This is a genomic window from Knoellia terrae (genome assembly GCF_048606435.1).
In the GTDB taxonomy this organism is placed as follows: Bacteria; Actinomycetota; Actinomycetes; order Actinomycetales; family Dermatophilaceae; genus Knoellia; species Knoellia terrae.
In genome coordinates, this window is the sequence record NZ_JBMBWH010000013.1 from 25,957 (window position 1) to 46,514 (window position 20,558).

Sequence of the window (20,558 nt, forward strand, 5' to 3'; positions counted from 1 at the left end):
GGTGGGTGAGCGGGCTCGTCGCCAGCCACACCCCCGTGAGCGACGACGCTCCCGCCGTGTCCGTGAGGCTGCACCTGCCGCCGCCGCTGGACCGTCAGCTGGTCCTCGAGCCCGGCGCGCCGGGTGCTGCCGACGCGCGCACCATGCTGCGAGACGGTGACGACGTCGTCGCCAGCGCGGTGGCGGCGCCCTCCCCCGCCGGAGAGGTGCCCGCGCCCGTGACCCTCGAGGTGGCCCGCGACGCCGAGAGCCGCGGCATCACGGCCGAGCAGCACCCCTTCCCCACCTGCTACGGCTGCGGACCGCTCCACCCGGACGGGCTCCGCATCCGCTCCGGTCCGGTGACCGGAAGGCCGGGGCTGTATGCCGCGACGTGGACGCCGCGCGAGACCTCACCTCCCGAGGTGTGGGCGGCGCTGGACTGCCCGGGCGGGAAGGCGGCCGGGTTCCCGACCACCCTCATGGTCCTCGGCACGATGACCGCGCAGGTGCTCGTCCCGCCGGCCGTGGGAGTGGAGCACGTCGTGCTCTCCTGGTCGCGGGGCGACGAGGGCCGCAAGCGCCACGCCTCCTCCGTCCTGCTCACCGCCGACGGCCGGCTCCTGGCCCACGCCGAGCAGACGTGGATCGCCATCGACCGACCCGTGTGACCCGATCGACCACCTGCGCCGGCGGGCAGGCAGCACACTGGTGCTGCCCCACCGGACTTCACCGAGACGAGGGAACGTGACACCGCAGTCCGACACCCAGACCAGCACCGTCCCCGAGGCCGCCTCGGCCGACCCCGACTTCCGACCGGGCCTCGAGGGCGTCGTCGCCTTCGAGTCCCGGATCGCCGAACCCGACAAGGAGGGCGGGTCGCTGCGCTACCGCGGCGTGGACATCAACGACCTCGTCGGCCACGTCAGCTTCGGGCAGGTGTGGGGGTTGCTCGTCGACAACGAGTTCGACCCCGGCCTGCCGCCGGCCGAGCCGTTCCCGCTCCCGGTCCACACCGGTGACGTCCGCGTCGACGTCCAGGCGGCGCTCGCCATGCTCGCCCCGCTGTGGGGGTTCCGGCCGCTGCTCGACATCGACACCGCCGAGGCCCGCGACCAGCTCGCCCGCGCGGCCGTCATGGCGCTGTCCTTCGTGGCGCAGTCGGCCCGTGGCCAGGGCAGGCCGATGGTCCCGCAGACCCAGGTCGACACGGGCCGGACGATCGCCGAGCGCTTCATGATCCGCTGGCGCGGCGAGCCCGACCCCCGCCACGTCGAGGCGGTCGACGCCTACTGGATCACCGCGGCCGAGCACGGCATGAACGCCTCGACCTTCACCGCCCGGGTCATTGCCTCGACCGGCGCCGACGTCGCGGCCTGCCTCTCCGGCGCGGTCGGTGCGATGTCCGGGCCGCTGCACGGCGGTGCCCCGTCGCGCGTCCTCCACATGATCGAGGGCGTCGAGCAGGGCGGGGACGCCGTCGCCTACGTCAAGGGCGTCCTCGACGGCGGCGAGCGGCTCATGGGCTTCGGGCACCGGGTCTACCGGGCCGAGGACCCCCGGGCCAAGGTCCTGCGCGACACCTGCCAGCGCCTGGGCGCACCCCGCTTCGAGGTCGCCGCGGCCCTGGAGAGGGCCGCCCTCGACGAGCTGCATTCCCGGCGCCCCGACCGCGTGCTCGCCACGAACGTCGAGTTCTGGGCCGCCGTGCTGCTCGACTTCGCCGACGTCCCCGCCGAGATGTTCACGTCGATGTTCACCTGTGCCCGCACCGCCGGCTGGTCGGCGCACATCCTCGAGCAGAAGGAGACCGGTCGCCTCATCCGGCCGAGCTCGCGCTACATCGGCGAGGCCACCCGCGGTCTCGACGCCGTGGCCGGCTACCGCGCGGGCTGAGCGGTCCGACGTCACCGGGCGGGACGGCATACGGCAGCAGTGCCCGTATGCCGTCCGGCTCACCGCGCGCGGTGAGACGGCGTCCCGGTGGGTGAACTCCTGCGGGTGCCGCTCCCGGCGTTTGCGAGACTGTCCGCGTGACTGACGCCCCGATCACCCTGCCCGCAGACCTCCTCCCCGCCGACGGTCGCTTCGGCTCCGGACCCTCCAAGGTCCGCCCCGAGCAGGTGGAGTTCCTCGCCTCGCTCGGCACGACCGTGCTCGGCACGTCGCACCGCCAGGCTCCGGTGAAGAACCTCGTGAAGTCCGTGCGCAGGGGTCTCTCCGACCTGTTCTCGCTGCCCGGGGGCTACGAGGTCGTGCTCGGCAACGGTGGCGCGACGGCCTTCTGGGACATCGCCGCCTTCGGGCTGGTGCGCGAGCGCGCCCAGCACCTCGCCTTCGGGGAGTTCTCGAGCAAGTTCGGCGCGGTCACCTCCAACGCCCCGTTCCTCGGCGAGTCCTCCATCATCAAGAGCGAGCCGGGCACCCGCCCCGTGGCGGTGGCCGAGGACGGCATCGACGTCTACGCCTGGGCCCACAACGAGACGAGCACCGGTGTCATGACCGACGTGCAGCGCGTGTCCGGTGCAGCCGAGGACGCGCTCGTCCTCATCGACGCCACCTCCGGCGCCGGCGGCCTGCCGGTCGACGTCTCCCAGACCGACGTCTACTACTTCGGCCCGCAGAAGTGCTTCGCCGCCGACGGCGGCCTCTGGCTGGCCCTCTTCTCCCCCGCGGCGCTCGCCCGGGTCGACGAGATCACCGCGTCGGGCCGCTGGGTCCCCGACTTCTTCAGCCTCCCCACGGCGATCGACAACAGCCGCAAGGACCAGACCTACAACACCCCCGCCGTCGGCACCCTCGCGCTCCTCGCCAACCAGCTCGACTGGCTCAACGGACAGGGCGGGCTCGACTGGGCGACCGCCCGCACCAAGGACTCCTCGGACCGGCTCTACACCTGGGCCGAGTCGGTGGACTACGCGTCCCCCTACGTCGCCGACCCGGCCGCCCGTAGCCAGGTTGTCGCGACGATCGACTTCGACGACGCCGTCGACGCCTCGGTCATCGCGAAGACGCTGCGTGCGCACGGGGTCGTAGACACCGAGCCCTACCGCAAGCTGGGCCGCAACCAGCTGCGCGTCGCGACCTTCCCGGCGGTCGAGCCCGAGGACGTCAGCAAGCTCATCGCCTGCATCGAGCACGTCGTCGACGCCCTCTGAGACCACCCACCACCGCGGCTACTGCACCGTAGGAGGGGCAATCCCCCCTCCTACGGTGCAGTAGCACCGTGCGAGGGCAGGGCTGCCAGGGGACAGGGCGTGGGGTCTTGCGCGGTCAGGTGAGCACGGCATACACGACCGCGACGGCGACGAGCACGGCCAGGACGGCCAACGTCATCCGGCGGCGGAAGACCGGTGTCATCGGGCGGCCTCCGGGGCCGGCTCGGTGACGGTGTCACGCACCGGCACCGCCTCGATGGTGATGCGCGGGGAGCGCTGCGACTCGTAGCTCACCCGGACATTCTGCTGCCGCGCGAGCCACCAGAGGACGGCGACCAGAGTCAGGCCGATGAAGATCGGGCCGATGGCGATGGTCCACCGGGGTCCCCAGACCTCGCCGATCCAGCCGATGATCGGGGCTCCGACGGGCGTGCCGCCCATGAAGATCGCCATGTAGAGGGCCATGACCCGGCCGCGCACGAGCGGGTCGGTGCGCAGCTGCACCATCGCGTTGGCCGTGGTGAGCGCGGTCAGCGCCGAGAGACCGACCGGCACGAGGGCCATTGCGAACAGCTCGTAGCTCGGAGCGAGGGATGCCGCCGTCGTCGAGACGGTGAAGCCCACGAGGGCGAAGAGGAGCACCCGCAGCCGGGGCTCGCCACGTCGGGCGCTGAGCAGCGCCGCGGTGAGCGAGCCGATCGCCATGATCGAGCCGAGGACGCCGTACTCCGTCGGGCCCTTGTCGAACTCCTGCGTCGCCATGAGCGCGGTCGTCACCTGGAAGTTCATGCCGAAGGTGCCGAGCACGGACACGAGCAGCATGACCACCTTGAGGTCCGGCCGGTTGCGGACGTAGGTGAGGCCGTCACGGATCGCGCCCTTGCCTCGCGTCAGGGGCGACGGGACGAGCTCGCTCGTGCGCAGCTGCGACAGCGCGACGAGCACGAAGACGAAGGTCAGCACGTTGACGAGCAGGGTCCAGCCCGTGCCGTAGACCGCGATCATGAGGCCCGCGGCGCCGGGTCCGATGAGGCGGCCGGCGTTGAACGAGGCGCTGTTGAGGGCCACCGCGTTGGCGAGCTTGTCGCGCGGCACCATCTCGGAGACGAACGACTGTCGGGCCGGGTTGTCGATGGAGGTGATGACGCCCTGGATGAGGGCGATGCCGTAGACCATCCACAGGGTCGCCGCATCCGCCAGGACGAGCACGGCCAGCAGGAGGCTGGTGACGAGCAGGAGGGCCTGGGTGACGAGAAGGATCCGGCGCTTGGGGAAGCGGTCGGCGATGGCTCCGGCCCAGGGCGCCAGCAGCAGGAAGGGCAGGAACTGCAGCCCGGTGACGATGCCGAGCGCCTGGCTCGAGTTGTCGGTCAGCTCGGTGAGGACCAGCCAGTCCTGGGCGACGCGGCCCATCCAGGTGCCGACGTTGGAGACGAAGGACCCGGCGTAGTAGATCCGGTAGTTGCGCTCGGTGAACGAGGTGAAGGTCGGGCTCACTCGGAGGCCACCTTGGCGAGGATGGCGGAGGCCTGCTGGAGCACGGCCTGCTCCTCCGGGGACAGCCGGGCCACGCGCACGACCATCCAGGCGTCGCGCTTGCGACGGGTGTCGCGCAGGACCTGGCGGGCGAGGTCGGTGAGCGTGAGGTTGACCTGGCGCCGGTCGTTCGGGTCGGCCGCACGCTCCACCCAGCCGAGCTCGACGAGGCCGGCCACGGTGCGGGTCATGCTGGGGGCGCTCACGCGCTCGATCTCGGCCAGCTCGCCGGGGGTGCGGGCACCCTCCTCGAGCCGGCACATCACCGAGAAGTGGTGCGGGGCAATGGTGTCGGTGCTCTCGTAGCGCACGCGGCGCGAGATCCGCATGCAGGCCAGCCGCAGCTCTCCAGCGAGGGAGGACACCGCAGCAGGCCGCAGGGCGGCATACGCGGGGCTGGTGTCCGAAGTCATGTAGTTAGCCTAACTCATTACTTCGGCTAACTATTCCGTTCGACGGGCCCGAAGGGCGCCGGTCGCCCTCCGGACTGCGTATGCCGTCCGCTCCCCTCCCTCGCTAGGGTTCCGCCCATGTCCACTGCCACCACCGCCGGCCCGCGCTCCGGGTCCTCCATCGACCGCTACTTCAAGATCTCCGAGCGCGGCTCGAGCGTCGGCCAGGAGGTGCGTGGCGGGGTCGTCACGTTCTTCACGATGGCCTACATCGTCGTGCTCAACCCGCTCATCCTCGGCTTCGCGCAGGACGTCAACGGCGACTTCCTCGGTGGCGGCTCGGGGGACGGCTCGAACCTTCCCGCGATCGCCGCGGGCACCGCCCTGGTCGCCGGCCTCCTCACGATCCTCATGGGGGTCGTGGCGAACTTCCCGCTGGCGCTGGCCACCGGGCTCGGGCTCAACGCGTTCGTCGCGTTCGCCGTCGCCTCCCAGATGACGTGGGCCGACGCCATGGGGCTCGTCGTGCTCGAGGGCCTCATCATCCTCGCGCTCGTCCTCACCGGCTTCCGGACGGCCGTCTTCCACGCCGTGCCGACCCAGCTCAAGGTCGCCATCTCGGTCGGGATCGGCCTCTTCATCGCGCTCATCGGCTTCGTCGACGCCGGCTTCGTGCGCCGCACGGCGGAGGGGACCGTCCCGGTCCAGCTGGGTGTGGGCGGATTCCTGGCCGGCTGGCCGACCTTCGTCTTCGTCGCCGGCCTGCTCCTCATCATCGTGCTGTGGGTCCGCAAGGTCCGCGGCGCCATCCTCATCGCCATCGTCGCCACCACCGTGCTCGCCATCCTCATCGAGGCGATCGCCCAGATCGGCCCGGCCGTCGCCGGCGAGGACGTCAACCCGACCGGGTGGGGCCTCATCGTCCCCGAGCTGCCCGAGCAGGTCATCGACTCCCCCTCCTTCGCGACCGTCGGCCAGTTCTCGCTGTTCGGCTCGTTCCAGTCCGTCGGGGTCGTCGCCGCGGCGCTGCTCATCTTCACCCTCATGCTCGCCGACTTCTTCGACACGATGGGGACGATGACGGCCATCGGCCACGAGGCGAACCTCCTCGACGAGGACGGCCTGCCGCCCAACACCGACCGCATCCTCGTCGTCGACTCCCTCGCAGCCGCCGCCGGCGGCGCCGCGGGCGTCTCGTCCAACACGTCCTACATCGAGTCCGCGTCGGGCGTCGGCGAGGGCGCCCGCACCGGCCTGGCCTCGGTCGTGACCGGCCTGCTGTTCCTCGCGTCGATGGTCTTCGCACCGCTCGTCAAGGTCATCCCGTCGGAGGCCGCGGTCCCCGCGCTCGTGCTCGTCGGGTTCCTCATGATGCAGCAGGTCAAGGAGATCGACTGGGACGACGTCGAGATCGCCATCCCGGCCTTCCTCACCATCGTGCTCATGCCGTTCACGTACTCCATCACCGCGGGGATCGGCGCCGGCTTCGTCGCCTACGTCCTCATCAAGGTCGTGCGCGGCAAGGCCTCGGTCGTCCACCCGCTCATGTGGCTCGTCGCGGCGCTCTTCGTCCTCTACTTCGCGATCGACCCCATCAAGGACGCCTTCGGCGTCTGACCTCGTTCGGGAGCTCAGCCGGCGTCCCCGACTTCTTGCCCGTTCGGTTCGGCGAGCGCCAGCGAGCCGACCCGGACGGGCAAGAAGTCGGGCTCGTCAGCCGGCGTCGTGGGCGTTGCCGCGGCCGCGGCGCACGTAGGCCAGGCCGATCAGGCCCAGCACGAACCCGGCCACGCACGCCCACGGCCACCACGACCGCTCGCCCTCGTGGAGGGCGGGGACGAGCAGCGTGACGGCGAGCGCCACGAGCCACAGGACGAGGCCGATCCCGATGATCCGCTGCGTCGGGACCTGCATGGCCTCGAGCACCTCGATCTCGCGCTCGGTGACACCGTCGGGCAGGGCTTCCGGCGGTATGCCGTCCGCCCGGCGCTCGTGCGTCCCCTCCGGCTCGCTCATGCTGGAGTCAGACCCGCTCGAGCGCCGTGTCGTCGAGCACGGGGGGCGCGATCACCTCGGGCTCCGGAGCCTCCATGTCGACCTCGGAGTGGGCGCCACACCCGTGGTCACAGCTCACGACGCGACCGTCGGAGGGAGACCACGCGTTGGCGCACACGCCGAAAAAAGACCGCAACGCACCCGCCATCGGGACGAAGAAGCCGCACGAGGCGCACGGCGCCGGGGCCTTCTGGGCGACGGGGGCGCTCGGGCCGGATGCGCCCTCGTACCAGCGCTGCGCGGCGGCCTCGCGACCCTCCGCGGACAGCACGCGAGGACGGCCGAGCCCGAGCTCCCAGGCCACGGCTGCATCCTCGTCACCCACGATGCCGGTGGCCTCGAAGCCGGGCTCGAGCAGCGGGTCGTCGTCGACCTTGGGCGTGACGTCGCCGGGTCCGATGTCCCCGGGAGCCAGCCGGTCGGCATACGGCAGCCACTGCGGCGACAGCAGGGCACCGTCACCGGGCAGCAGGTTGGTCTCGGACACGGTCACCGTCTTCGAGCGCGGGACGCGCGCGACGGTGATCGCCCATCGCCAGCCGGGGTAGGCCTTGGCGGTGCACGAGAAGTAGTGGGTCCCGACGCGGTCCTCGACCATGTCCATGCCGAGGTGCTCCCCGACGGTGCCCTGCTCGGCGATCGACTCGGCGGCCTCGCGGGCGAGGTCGACGGCCCCCTTGAGGGTCGGGTCCGGCTTGGTCGCCGCCATCAGACGTCGAGGTCGTCGGCGACCGCGCGCAGCACCTGGGCGACCTTGCCGCCGTGGCCCTTGTCGGGGTAGTGGCCGCGGCGCAGCGAGCTCTGCACGGAGTCGAGGAGGGTGATGAGGTCCTCGACGATGACGACCATGTCCTCGGCCGGCTTGCGGTCGCGCACCTTGCGGTTCGCGGTGACACTGGCCGCGGGCTCGAGCAGCCGGACCGACAGCGCCTGGGCGCCGCGGCGGCCCTCGACGATGCCGAACTCGATGCGGGCACCGTTCTTGAGCGAGGTCACGCCCTCGGGGAGTGCACTGGAGGGCACGAAGACGTCACCGCCCTCGGTGGGGTCGTCGGTGGACACGAATCCGAAGCCCTTGTCGGAGTCGTAGAACTTCACCTTGCCAGTCGGCACGGGGCACCTCTGTGATTGCTTTGGGTGGTCCGGAGTGCGGGCGTCGCACCTCCGGGCTAACCACCACAGGCTATCCCGGACGCGGTATGCCGTGCGCACGCCTTTCCCCTCCACCCGGAAACGGACTTGGGGCGCGTCGGTGCCGGCTGCGAGAGTGCTCCGGTGAGCGCCACGACCGACCGCCCCCGGGTGAGCCTGCGCCAGTTCTGGGCAGACCTGCCGACCGCCGGTCGATGGCTGCTGTCCACGGTGGCGATCCAGACGCTGGGTCGTGGGCTGACCCTGCCCTTCACCGTCATCTACATCAACGAGGTCCGCGGCATCGGCCTGGGCACCGCCGGCACCCTGCTGGCCCTCGTCGCCGTCGTCGCACTGCTCGTCACCGGCCCGGGCGGCTCCCTCACCGACCGCGTCGGCGCCCGGCGCATGCTTCTCGCCGGCACCGCCTCGCAGCTCGTCGGGTGCATCGTCCTCGCCTTCGCGAGCACCGTGCCGGCGTTCGTCGTCGGGTTCGTCCTGCTGGGCTTCAACTTCGGGGTGTCGTGGCCGGCGTTCAACGCCCTCATCGCGTCGGTGGTCTCCGGTCCGCTGCGCCAGCAGTACTTCGGGGTCAACTTCGCCCTCGTCAACCTCGGCATCGGCCTCGGCGGCGTCGTCGGGGGCCTCTTCGTCGACGTCCGCGAGCCGATGACCTTCACGCTCATCTTCCTCGCCGACGCGGTGAGCATGCTCGTCCCGATCGCCCTCCTGCTCGGGCCGCTGCGCCACGTCCACGGCCGCGCCGAGCGCCCGCAGGACGCGCCCACCGTCGGCTACCTCGACCTGCTCCGCCGCCCGCCGGTGCTGTGGCTGACCTTCATCACGTTCCTCTGCACCTTCATCGGCTACGGGCAGATCGAGTCCGGGTTCCCCGCGTTCTCCCGCCAGGTCGGTGAGGTCTCCACCGGAGTCATCGGGCTCGCCTTCGCGGTCAACACGCTCGTCATCGTCTCGATGCAGTTCCCGGTGCTCCGGGCCGTCACCGGGCGCCGGCGCACGCGCGGGCTGCTCGTCATGGTCGTCGTCTGGTTCGTCTCGTGGCTGGCCCTGTCGTCGGCCGGACTCGGCCCGGCCACGCTCGGCGCGACCGTGGCGGTCGTCGGCTTCATGGCCGTCTTCGGCTTCGGTGAGATCTTCATGCAGATCGCCATCCCCGCGATCACCAACGACATGGCCGACGACCACATCCGCGGCCGGGCCAACGCCGTCAACGCGGGAGCCTTCCAGGGGGGAGCCATCCTCGGACCGGTCGTCTCCGGCCTGCTGCTGGAGCACGACCTGTCCGGGGTCTTCATCGCCTCGATGCTCGGCGGGTTGGTCGTCATGGCCGGCGCCATCGTCGTGCTCGAGCGTCGGCTCGACCCCGCCGAGAACGGCGTCATCGCACGCTGATCCCCCGGCTCCCAGACCCGGCGGTCCCTGCGTTCGGCCACTGGTGTCGGGGCGCCAGCCGGGCGTACTCTGAGGTCGAGGCGCCCCCGAGTCACGCTCGTGGCCGGGGTGTCAGGAGGCGGACATGACCGGTCCTCGGAGCTGGTTCGCGATGGTGCTGGTGTCGCTCGCGACGGTCATGTGGGTGGGGGTGGCCTCGACCGGCACAGCGCATGCGGCCGTCACCGTCTCCCGCGCGGAGGTGAGCGGCGACAGGCTCAGGATCGAAGGCAGCGCGATCGCCGGCCGTCCGATCACGGTCGACGGGGTTCAGATGACCACCAGCAGCAGCTCGGGAAGTTTCAGGCTCGAGCGCTCGGGGTACAGGCCGCCCGCCGACTGCACCGTGGACGTGAACGACGGGTCGACGACCCCCGTCAATGTCCGGCTGTCGGGGTGTTCGGTGAGCGCGCCGGCGCCCGCACCGGCCCTCGGCTCGGTCAGTCTCAGTCCGGCGACCCTGCAGGGAGGGTCCTCGGGCGCGGCCACCGTGACCCTCACCGCGCCGGCACCCTCGGGCGGCGCGGTCGTATCACTGGCCAGCAGCAACACGAGTGTCGCCACCACTCCCGCCAGCCTGACGGTCCCGGCGGGAGCCACGTCGGCCACGACGGCCGCGGTCGCGACCAGCTCGGTGAGCTCCACCACCAGCGTCGTGATCTCCGCGACGTACAACGCGATCACCCGCTCGGCGACCTTGACGGTGACCGGCACGGCTCCGCCGCCGGCGGGCACCCTTGAGACGGTCAGCCTCAGCCCGACCACGGTGCAAGGAGGGTCCTCGGCCTCGACCACCGTGACGTTGTCCGCGCCCACCCCTGCTGGGGGAGCCGTCGTCTCGTTCACGAGCAGCGACACCACCGTGGCAACGGTGCCGGCCACGATGACCGTGCCCGAGGGCGTGAACAGCAGGGTGGTCGTGAACTTCGTGGCCACCAGCCCGGTCACGGCCACCACCACGGCGGTGATCTCCGGGACCTACAACGGCGTCACCGGGACGGCCACCATCACCGTGACCCCGCCGCCGCCACCCCAGCCGGGTGGCGCGCTCGACTCGCTCACCCTGAGTCCGTCCACCGTCCAGACGGGCACCACGAGCACCTCCGCCACGCTGACCTTTACATCGCTGACACCGACTGGCGGCGCAACCGTCTCGCTGGCGAGCAGCAACACCTCCATCGCGACGGTGCCCGCCTCGGTGACCGTGCCGGCCAACTCCTCGACAGGTGCATTCCCGGTCTCCATCGATGCGTCCGTTGAGGGGACGGCGACCATCTCCGCGACCTACGACGGGGTCACGCGTTCGGCGGTGCTCACAGTCACGTCGCAGACGCTGTTCAGGATCATCACGAGCTCCCCGCTTCCGAACGCGAGGGTGGGCGAGAACCACGCCGGGTTCATCGAGGCGTGCTGCGGGCAGGGCACCCCCTACCGCTGGTCGCTCGTGAACGGCACGGTGCCCGACGGACTCCGCTTCGCCGGTAACGACCTACGACTCAGCCGCACCACCGCCGTCACCGGAGTCCCGACCCGGGTCCAGACGACCACGTTCACGGTCCGGGCGCGCGACCAAGCGGGTAACTCCGCCACCAAGACCTTCACCCTGACAGTGGACCCGGCGAGCCCGCTGGTGATCACCAACGGCACCGACCAGCTGCGGGACGGCACGGTCGGCGTCGCCTACGAGGCGAGCCTGTTCCCGGGCGGCGGCGTGCCGCCCTACGGCTGGTCGCACGTGGCGGGCACCCTTCCACCCGGCCTTCGCGTGCAGGCATCCCCTGGGCGGGTCCTCGGCACCCCCACGACGGCGGGCACCTTCACGTTCACCGCTCGGGTCGACGACAGTAGCGGCCAATCGGCAACCCAGCAGTTCACCATCCGGATCCTGCCCTGACCTCGTGTCGCCACGCGCGTGGCCTGGGACGAGACCACGGAGTAGACCTCCATGGTCATCGAGATCCTGCTGTGCCGTAGCACCGCCACCACCGACCTCTCCGCGACGAGCTCGTCGCCCGCCGTGGAGAGGCGCCACTGCTCCCCGGTGGGTGCGATGAGGTCAGCGCTCATGTCGGCGAACGGCCCCGGGACTACGGTGGTGAGGTGCCGCCCCGTTCTCCCTCCACGACCCGTTCGCTCGCCGACGACATCCGGGGACGGTCCGACGAGGAGCTGACCGCACTGCTCGCCGCCCGACCCGACCTCGCCCGGCCTGCCCCGAGCGACCTGACGGCCCTCGCCGCCCGCAGCTCGACCCGAGCCAGCACCGCCCGCGCCATCGACGGGCTCGACACCGCCCACGCCCAGGTGCTCGAGGCGGCCTCGGCCGGCGGGGAGGTCGTCACACCGGCCGGGCTCACCCGCAGCCTCGGCGACGCCGACCCCGACCGGGTCACCCGGCTGCTCGACGACCTGTGGGGCCTCGCGCTGGTCTGGCGCGCCCCCGAGGGCCTCGTCGTCACCCGCACCGCCAAGGACGTCCTCGGCGAGGGCGTCGCCGGCCTGGGGCCGTCGGCGAGTGACCTCCCCGGCGGGGACGCCCCGGACGCGGCGACGCTGCGCGCCGCCATCGAGGCGGCGCCCCCGCGGGCCCGCGCCATCCTCGACCGGCTGACGTGGGGCCCGCCCGTCGGCATCGTCCCGCCGGAGGACGGCCCCGGCCGCCCGGGACCCTCGGACGACGGTCCGCGCTGGCTCCTGGCCCACGGCCTCGTGCGAGCCGTCGCGGCCGACCAGGTCGCGCTGCCCCGCGAGGTGGCCATGGTGCTCCGTGAGGGCCGGGTGCACCGTCAGCCCCAGCTCGACCCGCCCCCGCTCGACGGTCCGCAGCGGGACGGTGACGCCGTGGACGCGGCTGCCGGCTCCGCAGCGAGCGCGGTCCTGGCCCTGCTCGACGAGCTGCTCGACTCGTGGTCGCAGACGCCTCCACGGGTGCTGCGCACCGGGGGCCTCGCGGTCCGCGACCTCAAGGCCGCGGCGGCCCGTCTCGACACGTCACCGGAGCACACGGCATACCTCGTCGAGCTCGCGCTCATCGGTGACCTCGTCGCCGACGACGGCGAGGTGGACCCCCACTGGGTGCCGACCGCGGAGTACGACGCGTGGCAGACCGAGCCGGGCGGCGAACGGTGGGCACGGCTGGCGATGGCGTGGCTGACGACGACCCGCGCCCCTCACCGCGTCGGCTCCCGCACCGACGCCGCGGCGGTCGTCAACGCCCTCGGCCCGGACGTCCAGTGGCCCCCGATCCGCTCCCTGCGGCGCGAGGTGCTCGACCTGCTCTCCGCCGCGGGGGCAGGCGTCGCCACGACGCCGGCCGACCTCGCCGCGGCCGTGCGCTGGCGACGGCCTCGGCGGGTGCCCCGCACCCTCGAGGACGTCGTCGAGGCGGTCCTGCGCGAGGCGGCCTGGCTGGGCGTGACCGGGCACGGGGCGCTCAGCGTCGCCGGACGCGCCGTCCTCGCCGGCGACGGCGACGTGGCGGTCGTCGCGGAGTCCATCCACCCGCACCTGCCCGCGCCGGTCGACGCCGTGCTGCTCCAGGCCGACCTCACTGCGATCGCCCCGGGCCCGGTGACCGGCTCCTTGGCGGCGTTCCTGCGGCTCGTCGCCGACGTCGAGTCACGCGGTGGCGCGACCGTGCACCGTTTCAGCGACGCCTCGATCCGGCGCTGCCTCGACACCGGGTGGACCGGCGAGGACATCCTCGCCGGGCTGCGCGATGCGAGCAGCACGCCGGTGCCCCAGCCGTTGGAGTACCTCGTGCGCGACGTCGCCCGCCGCCACGGCACGGTGCGGGTGCGTGGGGTCGGCGCCATCGTCCGCAGCGAGGACGAGGCCGGGCTCGACCTCATGCTGGCCAACCGGCGGCTCGCGGCGCTCCAGCTCCGGCGCATCGCCCCGACCGTCCTCACGTCACCGACCGGCCCCGAGGTGGTGCTCGAGATGCTGCGCGAGGAGGGCTTCTCCCCCGTGGCCGAGTCCCCCTCCGGCACGGTCACCGTCCCGACCCGACCCGTGCGGCGGGTCGTCCGCCGGAGCACGGTGGACCCGGCGCTCGTCCACGCCATGGACCGGGCGCAGATCGGCTCGCTCGTGGCCGGGCTGCGGGCGGCCGAGTCGCACGCGCAGGCGCAGGCCGCCACCCCCGCGGGTCGCACCGGGCCGCCCATCCCCGCCAACGACCCGACGACGTCGGTCGCGGTGATCCGGGAGGCCATCGCCGACGGGCGCGCCGTCTGGCTGGGCTACTCCGACGGCATCGGCCGCACGCAGCGGATGCTCTTCTACCCCGAGCGTCTCGACGGGGGCCGCGTCTCCGGCGTGAGCCAGGGCGTCAGCCGCACTTTGTCGATCCACCGCATCACCGGCGTCGTCACCGACTGACCGCTCCCCTCCCTCGACTTCTTGCCCGTTCGGGTCACCCTCGCTGCCCTCGGGCGACCCGAACGGCCAAGAAGTCGGGGGTCAGGCGGGGGTGAGGGCGCGGACGACAGCGGAGGGCGAGGCGCGCCCGAGCTGCTGCGCCATCCACGCGCTCGTCGCCAGCAGCGACTCGAGGTCGACGCCGGTGCGGACCCCGGCGCCCTCCATGGCCCAGACGAGGTCCTCGGTCGCGAGGTTGCCGGTCGCGCTCTCGGCGTAGGGGCAGCCGCCGAGTCCACCGGCGGACGAGTCGACGACGGTCACTCCCCGGCGGAGCGCGACGAGGGTGTTGCTCAGCGCCTGGCCGTAGGTGTCGTGGAAGTGGACGCCAATCCGGTCGGCGCCGATCCCGCGCTCGTCCAGCGCGTCGAGCAACGTGGCGACGTGGCCGGAGGTGGCGACGCCGATGGTGTCGCCGAGCGAGAGCTGGTCGCAGCCGAGGTCCATGAGCCGGTCGGCGACGTCGACCACCTGCGGGACGGGCACCGGGCCCTCCCACGGGTCGCCGAAGCACATCGAGACGTAGGCGCGCACCCACAGCCCGGAGTCGCGGGCCCGCTCGACGACCGGGGCGAACATCGCGATCGACTCCTCGACCGTGCGGTTGAGGTTCTTGCGGGCGAAGGTCTCGGTGGCGCTGCCGAAGATGGCCACGGCGCCCACGCCGGCCTCGAGCGCGCGGTCGAGGCCGCGCTCGTTGGGGACGAGCACCGGGCGTCGCGGACCGAGCCCTTCGTCACCGAGGAGCTCGAGGACCTCGCTCGCGTCGGCGAGCTGCGGGACCCACCGCGGGTTGACGAACGACGTCGTCTCGACCGTGCCGAGACCGGCCGCCGCCAGCCGACGGATGAACTCCGCCTTGACCGTCGCGGGCACGACCGACGCCTCGTTCTGGAGGCCGTCGCGCGCGCCGACCTCGTAGATCGTGATCTCCGAAGGCAGCGTCGGGTCGGCCTCGACCTGCGGGGTGCGCATGCTCATGCCTGATCCTGACACGAGGCCACCGCCACCTTCGCCTGGCACGGCTCAGACCGGGCCGTGACCGCGCCCACCGTCGGATACCTTGTCGCCATGAGCGAGAACGACAAGAACCCGCGCCCGGGCGAGCACACCGACCCGACGGCGAGCCCGGACTGGACCGCCCCGTCCGGGGCCTCCGGCTCCCACGAGGCGTCCTCGGTCCCCGACGAGGGTTCGGACCGCCCGGGCGGGTACGAGTCGTCCCCGACCGAGCAGATCCCCCAGGGCTTCGACCCCACCGGCGCTCCCCCGGTCCCCCCCGTCCCGCCCACCCCCGGCTACGACGCCCCCTACCAGGCGCCGCGCAGCCCCGGCGACCCCTACGCCGGGTCGAGCGCCCAGCCCACGAGCCCGTATGCCGCGCCGCCGCCCCCGCCCCCGTACGACCCCTACGCCGCTCCCCAGCCGCCCTACGACCCGTACGCCGCAACCGGTGGCCAGGCCCAGCAGGGGGCTCACCCGGCATACAGCGCCCCCGGTCAGTGGCAGGCGCCGCCGGCCGCCTACGGAGCACCGGCGCCGCAGAACACCAGCGCGATCGTCCTCACCGTCCTCTCGGGCATCGTCACGCTCTCGTGCTGTGTCCCGGGCATCGTGCCGCTCATCCTGGGAATCATGGCGCTGAGCAAGCAGTCGACCGACCCCGCAGGCTCGCGCAGCCTCACCAAGTGGGGCTGGGTCGCGTTCGCCGTCGGCATGGCCCTCGTCGTCATCGGCGTGGTGTCCTTCATCGCCCTCGGCGCCGCCGGCGTGTGGAGCGAGACCGGCTACAGCTCCGACTCCGACTTCTCCTACTGAGCCCGCGTGACTGACGGCGCCCTCATCGTCCAGAGCGACAAGACGCTCCTCCTCGAGGTCGACCACCCGAGGTCGGCCGACGCGCGACGGGCCATCGCCCCCTTCGCCGAGCTGGAGCGCGCTCCGGAGCACATCCACACCTACCGGATCACCCCGCTGGGCCTGTGGAACGCGCGCGCGGCCGGCCATGACGCCGAACAGGTCGTCGATGCTCTCGTCACCCACAGCCGCTACCCGGTGCCGCACGCCCTGCTCATCGACGTCGCCGACACGATGGCCCGCTACGGCCGCCTGACGCTCACCAAGGACGCCGAGTCCCGGCTCGTGCTGCGCACCACCGACCGGGCCGTGCTCACGGAAGTGTTGCGGCACAAGAAGATCAAGCCCCTCATCGGCGACCGCATCGACGACGACACGGTCATCGTCCACCCGAGCGAGCGCGGCCACCTCAAGCAGGAGCTGCTCAAGGTCGGCTGGCCCGCGGAGGACGAGGCGGGCTACGTCGACGGCGAGGCACACGCCATCTCGCTCGACCAGAGCGACGGCTGGGCGCTGCGGCCCTACCAGGAGCAGGCGGTCGACGGCTTCTGGGACGGCGGCTCCGGTGTCGTCGTCCTCCCCTGCGGCGCGGGCAAGACGCTGGTCGGCGCCGGCGCGATGGCCAAGGCCTCGGCGACGACCCTCATCCTCGTCACCAACACCGTCTCGGCGCGACAGTGGAAGGACGAGCTGCTCCGTCGCACCAGCCTGACCGAGGACGAGATCGGCGAGTACTCCGGCGCCCGCAAGGAGATCCGCCCGGTCACCATCGCGACCTACCAGGTGCTGACGACACGTCGCAAGGGCGTCTACACGCACCTCGACCTGCTCGACGCCAAGGACTGGGGGCTCGTCGTCTATGACGAGGTGCACCTGCTGCCCGCCCCGATCTTCCGGATGACGGCCGACCTCCAGGCCCGTCGCCGCCTCGGCCTCACCGCCACGCTCGTGCGCGAGGACGGCCTCGAGTCCGACGTCTTCTCGCTCATCGGGCCCAAGCGCTTCGACGCACCGTGGAAGGACATCGAGGCGCAGGGCTACATCGCGCCCGCGGACTGCGTCGAGGTGCGGGTCACGCTGCCCGACGGACAACGGATGGCGTATGCCGTCGCGGAGCCGGACGAGCGCTACCGCCTCGCCTCCTGCTCGGACGCCAAGCCGCCGGTGGTCGAGCAGCTCGTCGAGAAGCACCGCGGTGAGCCGACGCTCGTCATCGGCCAGTACCTCGACCAGCTCGACGAGCTCGCCGACCGCCTCGACGCCGACGTCATCACCGGGGCGACCACGGTCACCGAGCGGCAGCGCCTCTACGCCGCGTTCCGCGAGGGCGAGATCAGCCTGCTCGTCGTCTCCAAGGTCGCGAACTTCTCGATCGACCTGCCCGAGGCGAGCGTCGCGATTCAGGTCTCGGGAACCTTCGGCTCCCGCCAGGAGGAGGCCCAGCGCCTCGGTCGCGTCCTGCGCCCCAAGGGCGACGGCCGCACCGCGCACTTCTACACCGTCGTCGCCCGTGACACCGTCGACGCCGACTTCGCCGCCCACCGCCAGCGCTTCCTCGCCGAGCAGGGCTACGCCTACCGCATCATCGACGCCGCCGACCTCGACTGAGACCAGAAGCGAGCACCAGCGTCGAGGAGCCAGCCTCGACCTGGACGAGAACGCGAGGGGACGGCATACGAATTGGCAAGGCGTGTGCGAGTGTGGCGACATGACGCAGCCTCCCCAGAACACCCCCATCGAGCCCACCGCCCAGCCGACCCGCTTCCGGGTCCGCCAGAAGCTCACGATGATGGTCAACCGCTACGAGGTCCACGGCGTGGGCCCGGACGGCACCGAGGTCGGCCTGTGGGCGTTCGCCGAGCAGAAGCGGATGGCGTTCAAGGAGCAGGTGACCTTCTTCGCCGACGCGGGAAGGAGCCAGGCCGTGTTCGGGTTCAAGGCCCGCACCCGGATGGACCTCGGCGCGACCTACGACATCACGGACGCCGCCGGACAGCCGATCGGCCAGTTCCGCAAGGACTTCGGCAAGTCGCTGCTGCGCTCGACGTGGCACCTCACGACGCCGAACGGCCGCACGGCGCTGGGCCAGGAGCGCAACCGCAACATCGCGATCCTGCGCCGGGTCTGGGACCTCGTGCCGGTCGTCGGCGACATCCCCGTGCCGTTCCTCTTCCACTTCGACTTCGCGCTTCCCGACGGGCGAGTGGTGATGAGCAGCACGAAGAAGCCGGCGCTGCGCGACGTCTACGAGGTCGAGCTCCCCGTGGTCGACGGACACCCGCTCGACTGGCGCGTCGGTGCCGCGATGGCGGTCGCCCTGGACGCCCTTCAGTCGCGCTGACGGCGGGCACCTCACGGCGGGCGTCCAGCCAACTCCCAGACTCCGGCGGGACACTGCAACGGTGAACGCCACCCAGACCCCCGAGGCCACGCTCCTCGTCGTCGAGGACGAGCCGAACATCCGTGAGCTCCTCGCCACCTCCCTCCGCTTCGCCGGGTTCGAGGTCCACACGGCGGCCACCGGCGGCGAGGCGGTCAAGCTCGCCGACGCCCACCATCCCGACCTCTGCGTCCTCGACGTCATGCTTCCCGACATGGACGGCTTCGCCGTGACCCGCAGGCTGCGGGAGTCCGGCCGGCAGCTTCCCATCGTCTTCGTCACCGCCCGGGACTCGGTCGACGACAAGATCACCGGCCTCACCGTCGGCGGCGACGACTACGTCACCAAACCGTTCAGCCTCGAGGAGGTCGTCGCGCGGATCCGCGCGGTCCTGCGCCGCACCCGTGGTGAGGTCGACGACAGCTCGGCCCTGCGCTTCGAGGACCTCGAGCTCGACGAGGACAGCCACGAGGTGCGGCGCGCGGGTCGCGTCATCGAGACCAGCCCGACCGAGTTCAAGCTGCTGCGCTACCTCATGCTCAACCCCAACCGCGTCCTGTCCAAGGCGCAGATCCTCGACCACGTGTGGGAGTACGACTTCCGCGGCGAGAGCGGCATCGTCGAGTCCTACATCTCCTACCTGCGCCGCAAGATCGACAGCGAGGGCCTCCCGCCGCTGATCCACACCAAGCGCGGCGTCGGCTACGTCCTGCGCCTCCCCCCGCAGACGTGAGGGCCCGGCTCGCCGGCCCACCTGCGCTCGTGTCGCGGCTGGAGCGCATGCCCCTGCGGGTGCGGCTCGTCGCGATCGTCCTCGTCGTGCTGGCGGCGGCCCTGCTCTTCTCGAACCTCGCCACCGCCTACCTCATGCAGCGAAACCTCATGGGCCGGGTCGACTCCGAGCTCGAGAGCGTCGCGAAGCCGGTGGCCACCCAGGCCCTGGCTGACCTGAGGAAGGGCGACGAGGAGGCCACGCCCACCGGCTACGCCTTCGTCCTCTTCCCCGTGGACGGCGAGACGATGAGCGTCAACCCGACGAGCGAGCGGATGCACCCGGACGTCCCCCGGCTCGCCCTCGGTGACGCGCGGGTCCGCCAGGGCAAGCCGTTCACCGTGCCGTCCATCGACGGTGAGATGGAGTGGCGCTTCATCGCCGGCACGGTCGGCCGCAGCGAGGCGACGTTCGCCGTGGGTGTCCCGCTCCGGTCGGTGAAGCAGACGGTGGCGCAGCTGCTCGTCACCACGGGTGCGCTCAGCGCGGTGGTCCTCGCCGGGTCGGCCCTGCTCGGCTGGTATGCCGTCCGCCGGGCCTTCCGTCCGCTCAACCAGATCGAGGACACCGCCGCGGCGATCGCCGGTGGCGACCTCACTCGGCGCATCCCCGTCCGCGCCGCCGACGACGAGGTCACCTCGCTCTCGCGCAGCCTCAACGCCATGCTCGCCCAGATCGAGTCGTCCTTCGCGGTGCGCGAGGCCTCGGAGGACCGCATGCGCCAGTTCGTCGCCGACGCCAGCCACGAGCTGCGCACACCGCTGGCGACCGTGCGCGGCTACGCCGAGCTGCACCGGCAGGGCGCGATCTCGAGTCCCGAGGACACCCGCGCCGCGATGGAGCGCATCGAGTCCGAGTCGGGCCGCATGAGCGGGCTCGTCGAGGACCTCCTCACCCTGGCCAGGCTCGACGAGGAGCCGACCAACGCGATGGGCGAGGTCGACCTCACCGTGCTGGCAGCCGACGCCACGGCCGACGCGCGGGTGCGTGCTCCGGAGCGCCGGATCACCATGACCGGGCTCAGCGGCCCCGTCGCGGCCACCCCCGTGTGGGGCTCGGAGTCGCGGCTGCGGCAGGTGGTGACGAACCTCGTCGCCAACGCGATCCGGCACACCCCGCAGGGCCGTCCGATCGAGCTCGCCGTCGGTGTCGACGGCACCGACGGCGTCGTCGAGGTGCGTGACCGTGGCGACGGGATCCCTTCCGGCACAGCGCATCGCGTCTTCGAGCGGTTCTACCGGGCGGACCCGTCACGGGGCCGCTCCGCCGGCGGAGGCAACGGTCTCGGGCTGGCGATCGTCGCCGCCATCGTGGCCGCGCACCATGGTCGGGTCGGCGTGCACGAGACCCCGGGTGGGGGCGCGACCTTCGTGGTTCGCATACCCACAGTTCGCACACAGGATCGGCCCAGCGGCTCTTGATCT

At 72.0% G+C, this 20,558-nt stretch carries 19 protein-coding genes; 12 read left to right on the forward strand and 7 right to left on the reverse strand.

The window, feature by feature from the left end:
• Positions 1 to 5 precede the first annotated feature (5 nt).
• The 3 genes from ACOJV9_RS15495 (at position 6) to serC (ending at position 3,137) form a co-directional block, all read left to right on the forward strand.
• A complete protein-coding gene (locus tag ACOJV9_RS15495) occupies positions 6 to 650 on the forward strand; it encodes a hypothetical protein (protein ID WP_420186127.1) in 645 nt (214 codons plus the stop codon).
• A 76-nt stretch (positions 651 to 726) separates the two neighbouring features.
• Complete coding sequence (locus tag ACOJV9_RS15500) at positions 727 to 1,875, forward strand: citrate synthase 2 (protein ID WP_420186128.1); 1,149 nt, start codon at positions 727 to 729, stop codon at positions 1,873 to 1,875.
• A 137-nt stretch (positions 1,876 to 2,012) separates the two neighbouring features.
• Positions 2,013 to 3,137: a phosphoserine transaminase gene (serC, locus tag ACOJV9_RS15505; RefSeq protein ID WP_420186129.1), complete on the forward strand. Its 1,125-nt coding sequence runs from the start codon at positions 2,013 to 2,015 to the stop codon at positions 3,135 to 3,137.
• 198 nt (positions 3,138 to 3,335) lie between these two features.
• Here the strand turns inward: serC and ACOJV9_RS15510 are convergent, their stop codons facing one another.
• Together ACOJV9_RS15510 and ACOJV9_RS15515 are read right to left on the reverse strand one after the other, a co-directional pair.
• On the reverse strand, positions 3,336 to 4,634 hold the full coding sequence (locus ACOJV9_RS15510; RefSeq protein WP_420186130.1) for an MFS transporter: 1,299 nt from the start codon (positions 4,632 to 4,634) through the stop codon (positions 3,336 to 3,338).
• Positions 4,631 to 5,086 carry a MarR family winged helix-turn-helix transcriptional regulator gene (locus ACOJV9_RS15515; protein ID WP_420186131.1) on the reverse strand — a complete coding sequence of 152 codons (456 nt, stop codon included), beginning with the start codon at positions 5,084 to 5,086 and terminating at the stop codon, positions 4,631 to 4,633. The genes ACOJV9_RS15510 and ACOJV9_RS15515 overlap by 4 nt, the downstream gene beginning before the upstream one ends.
• A 117-nt stretch (positions 5,087 to 5,203) precedes the next feature.
• On the opposite strand from ACOJV9_RS15515, the gene ACOJV9_RS15520 reads away from it, so the two are divergent.
• Complete coding sequence (locus tag ACOJV9_RS15520) at positions 5,204 to 6,682, forward strand: NCS2 family permease (protein ID WP_420186132.1); 1,479 nt, start codon at positions 5,204 to 5,206, stop codon at positions 6,680 to 6,682.
• Between the two features lie 96 nt (positions 6,683 to 6,778).
• Here the strand turns inward: ACOJV9_RS15520 and ACOJV9_RS15525 are convergent, their stop codons facing one another.
• From ACOJV9_RS15525 to ACOJV9_RS15535, 3 genes are read right to left on the reverse strand one after another with little or no spacing between them, the layout of a single operon-like run.
• Positions 6,779 to 7,081, reverse strand: coding sequence for a DUF2530 domain-containing protein (locus ACOJV9_RS15525; protein WP_420186133.1), 303 nt, complete (start codon positions 7,079 to 7,081; stop codon positions 6,779 to 6,781).
• A gap of 7 nt (positions 7,082 to 7,088) precedes the next feature.
• Positions 7,089 to 7,829, reverse strand: coding sequence for a DUF3027 domain-containing protein (locus tag ACOJV9_RS15530; RefSeq protein WP_420186134.1), 741 nt, complete (start codon positions 7,827 to 7,829; stop codon positions 7,089 to 7,091).
• Positions 7,829 to 8,233, reverse strand: coding sequence for a cold-shock protein (locus ACOJV9_RS15535; protein ID WP_420186135.1), 405 nt, complete (start codon positions 8,231 to 8,233; stop codon positions 7,829 to 7,831). The genes ACOJV9_RS15530 and ACOJV9_RS15535 overlap by 1 nt, the downstream gene beginning before the upstream one ends.
• 162 nt (positions 8,234 to 8,395) lie before the next feature.
• Here ACOJV9_RS15535 and ACOJV9_RS15540 point away from each other — a divergent pair, with 162 nt between their 5' ends.
• Positions 8,396 to 9,664, forward strand: a complete 1,269-nt coding sequence (locus ACOJV9_RS15540) for an MFS transporter (protein ID WP_420186136.1) — start codon at positions 8,396 to 8,398, stop codon at positions 9,662 to 9,664.
• A 309-nt stretch (positions 9,665 to 9,973) separates the two neighbouring features.
• Here ACOJV9_RS15540 and ACOJV9_RS15545 read toward each other — a convergent pair whose 3' ends face one another.
• Positions 9,974 to 10,651: a hypothetical protein gene (locus tag ACOJV9_RS15545; protein WP_420186137.1), complete on the reverse strand. Its 678-nt coding sequence runs from the start codon at positions 10,649 to 10,651 to the stop codon at positions 9,974 to 9,976.
• Here ACOJV9_RS15545 and ACOJV9_RS15550 point away from each other — a divergent pair.
• On the forward strand, positions 10,623 to 11,597 hold the full coding sequence (locus tag ACOJV9_RS15550; protein ID WP_420186138.1) for a putative Ig domain-containing protein: 975 nt from the start codon (positions 10,623 to 10,625) through the stop codon (positions 11,595 to 11,597). The genes ACOJV9_RS15545 and ACOJV9_RS15550 overlap by 29 nt on opposite strands.
• A gap of 206 nt (positions 11,598 to 11,803) precedes the next feature.
• A complete protein-coding gene (locus ACOJV9_RS15555; protein ID WP_420186139.1) occupies positions 11,804 to 14,086 on the forward strand; it encodes a helicase-associated domain-containing protein in 2,283 nt (760 codons plus the stop codon).
• A gap of 81 nt (positions 14,087 to 14,167) precedes the next feature.
• Here the strand turns inward: ACOJV9_RS15555 and ACOJV9_RS15560 are convergent, their stop codons facing one another.
• Positions 14,168 to 15,100: a hydroxymethylglutaryl-CoA lyase gene (locus ACOJV9_RS15560; RefSeq protein WP_420186182.1), complete on the reverse strand. Its 933-nt coding sequence runs from the start codon at positions 15,098 to 15,100 to the stop codon at positions 14,168 to 14,170.
• A 96-nt stretch (positions 15,101 to 15,196) separates the two neighbouring features.
• On the opposite strand from ACOJV9_RS15560, the gene ACOJV9_RS15565 reads away from it, so the two are divergent.
• The 5 genes from ACOJV9_RS15565 (at position 15,197) to ACOJV9_RS15585 (ending at position 20,555) form a co-directional block, all read left to right on the forward strand.
• On the forward strand, positions 15,197 to 15,943 hold the full coding sequence (locus ACOJV9_RS15565; protein WP_420186140.1) for a DUF4190 domain-containing protein: 747 nt from the start codon (positions 15,197 to 15,199) through the stop codon (positions 15,941 to 15,943).
• Positions 15,944 to 15,949: 6 nt separating this feature from the next.
• A complete protein-coding gene (locus ACOJV9_RS15570) occupies positions 15,950 to 17,590 on the forward strand; it encodes a DNA repair helicase XPB (RefSeq protein ID WP_420186141.1) in 1,641 nt (546 codons plus the stop codon).
• Positions 17,591 to 17,690: 100 nt separating this feature from the next.
• Positions 17,691 to 18,323 carry an LURP-one-related family protein gene (locus ACOJV9_RS15575; RefSeq protein ID WP_420186142.1) on the forward strand — a complete coding sequence of 211 codons (633 nt, stop codon included), beginning with the start codon at positions 17,691 to 17,693 and terminating at the stop codon, positions 18,321 to 18,323.
• A gap of 61 nt (positions 18,324 to 18,384) precedes the next feature.
• On the forward strand, positions 18,385 to 19,095 hold the full coding sequence (locus ACOJV9_RS15580; RefSeq protein ID WP_420186143.1) for a response regulator transcription factor: 711 nt from the start codon (positions 18,385 to 18,387) through the stop codon (positions 19,093 to 19,095).
• A complete protein-coding gene (locus ACOJV9_RS15585) occupies positions 19,092 to 20,555 on the forward strand; it encodes a sensor histidine kinase (RefSeq protein ID WP_420186144.1) in 1,464 nt (487 codons plus the stop codon). Before ACOJV9_RS15580 ends, ACOJV9_RS15585 begins: the two co-directional genes overlap by 4 nt.
• The last annotated feature ends 3 nt before the right edge of the window (positions 20,556 to 20,558 follow it).

Bases quoted from the DNA above. Each gene is read 5' to 3' on its own strand.
- ACOJV9_RS15515 (WP_420186131.1), bottom strand. From the start codon at position 5,086: ATGACTTCGGACACCAGCCCCGCGTATGCCGCCCTGCGGCCTGCTGCG.
- ACOJV9_RS15520 (WP_420186132.1), top strand. From the start codon at position 5,204: ATGTCCACTGCCACCACCGCCGGCCCGCGCTCCGGGTCCTCCATCGAC.
- ACOJV9_RS15525 (WP_420186133.1), bottom strand. From the start codon at position 7,081: ATGAGCGAGCCGGAGGGGACGCACGAGCGCCGGGCGGACGGCATACCG.
- ACOJV9_RS15530 (WP_420186134.1), bottom strand. From the start codon at position 7,829: ATGGCGGCGACCAAGCCGGACCCGACCCTCAAGGGGGCCGTCGACCTC.
- ACOJV9_RS15560 (WP_420186182.1), bottom strand. From the start codon at position 15,100: ATGCGCACCCCGCAGGTCGAGGCCGACCCGACGCTGCCTTCGGAGATC.
- ACOJV9_RS15565 (WP_420186140.1), top strand. From the start codon at position 15,197: ATGAGCGAGAACGACAAGAACCCGCGCCCGGGCGAGCACACCGACCCG.
- ACOJV9_RS15575 (WP_420186142.1), top strand. From the start codon at position 17,691: ATGACGCAGCCTCCCCAGAACACCCCCATCGAGCCCACCGCCCAGCCG.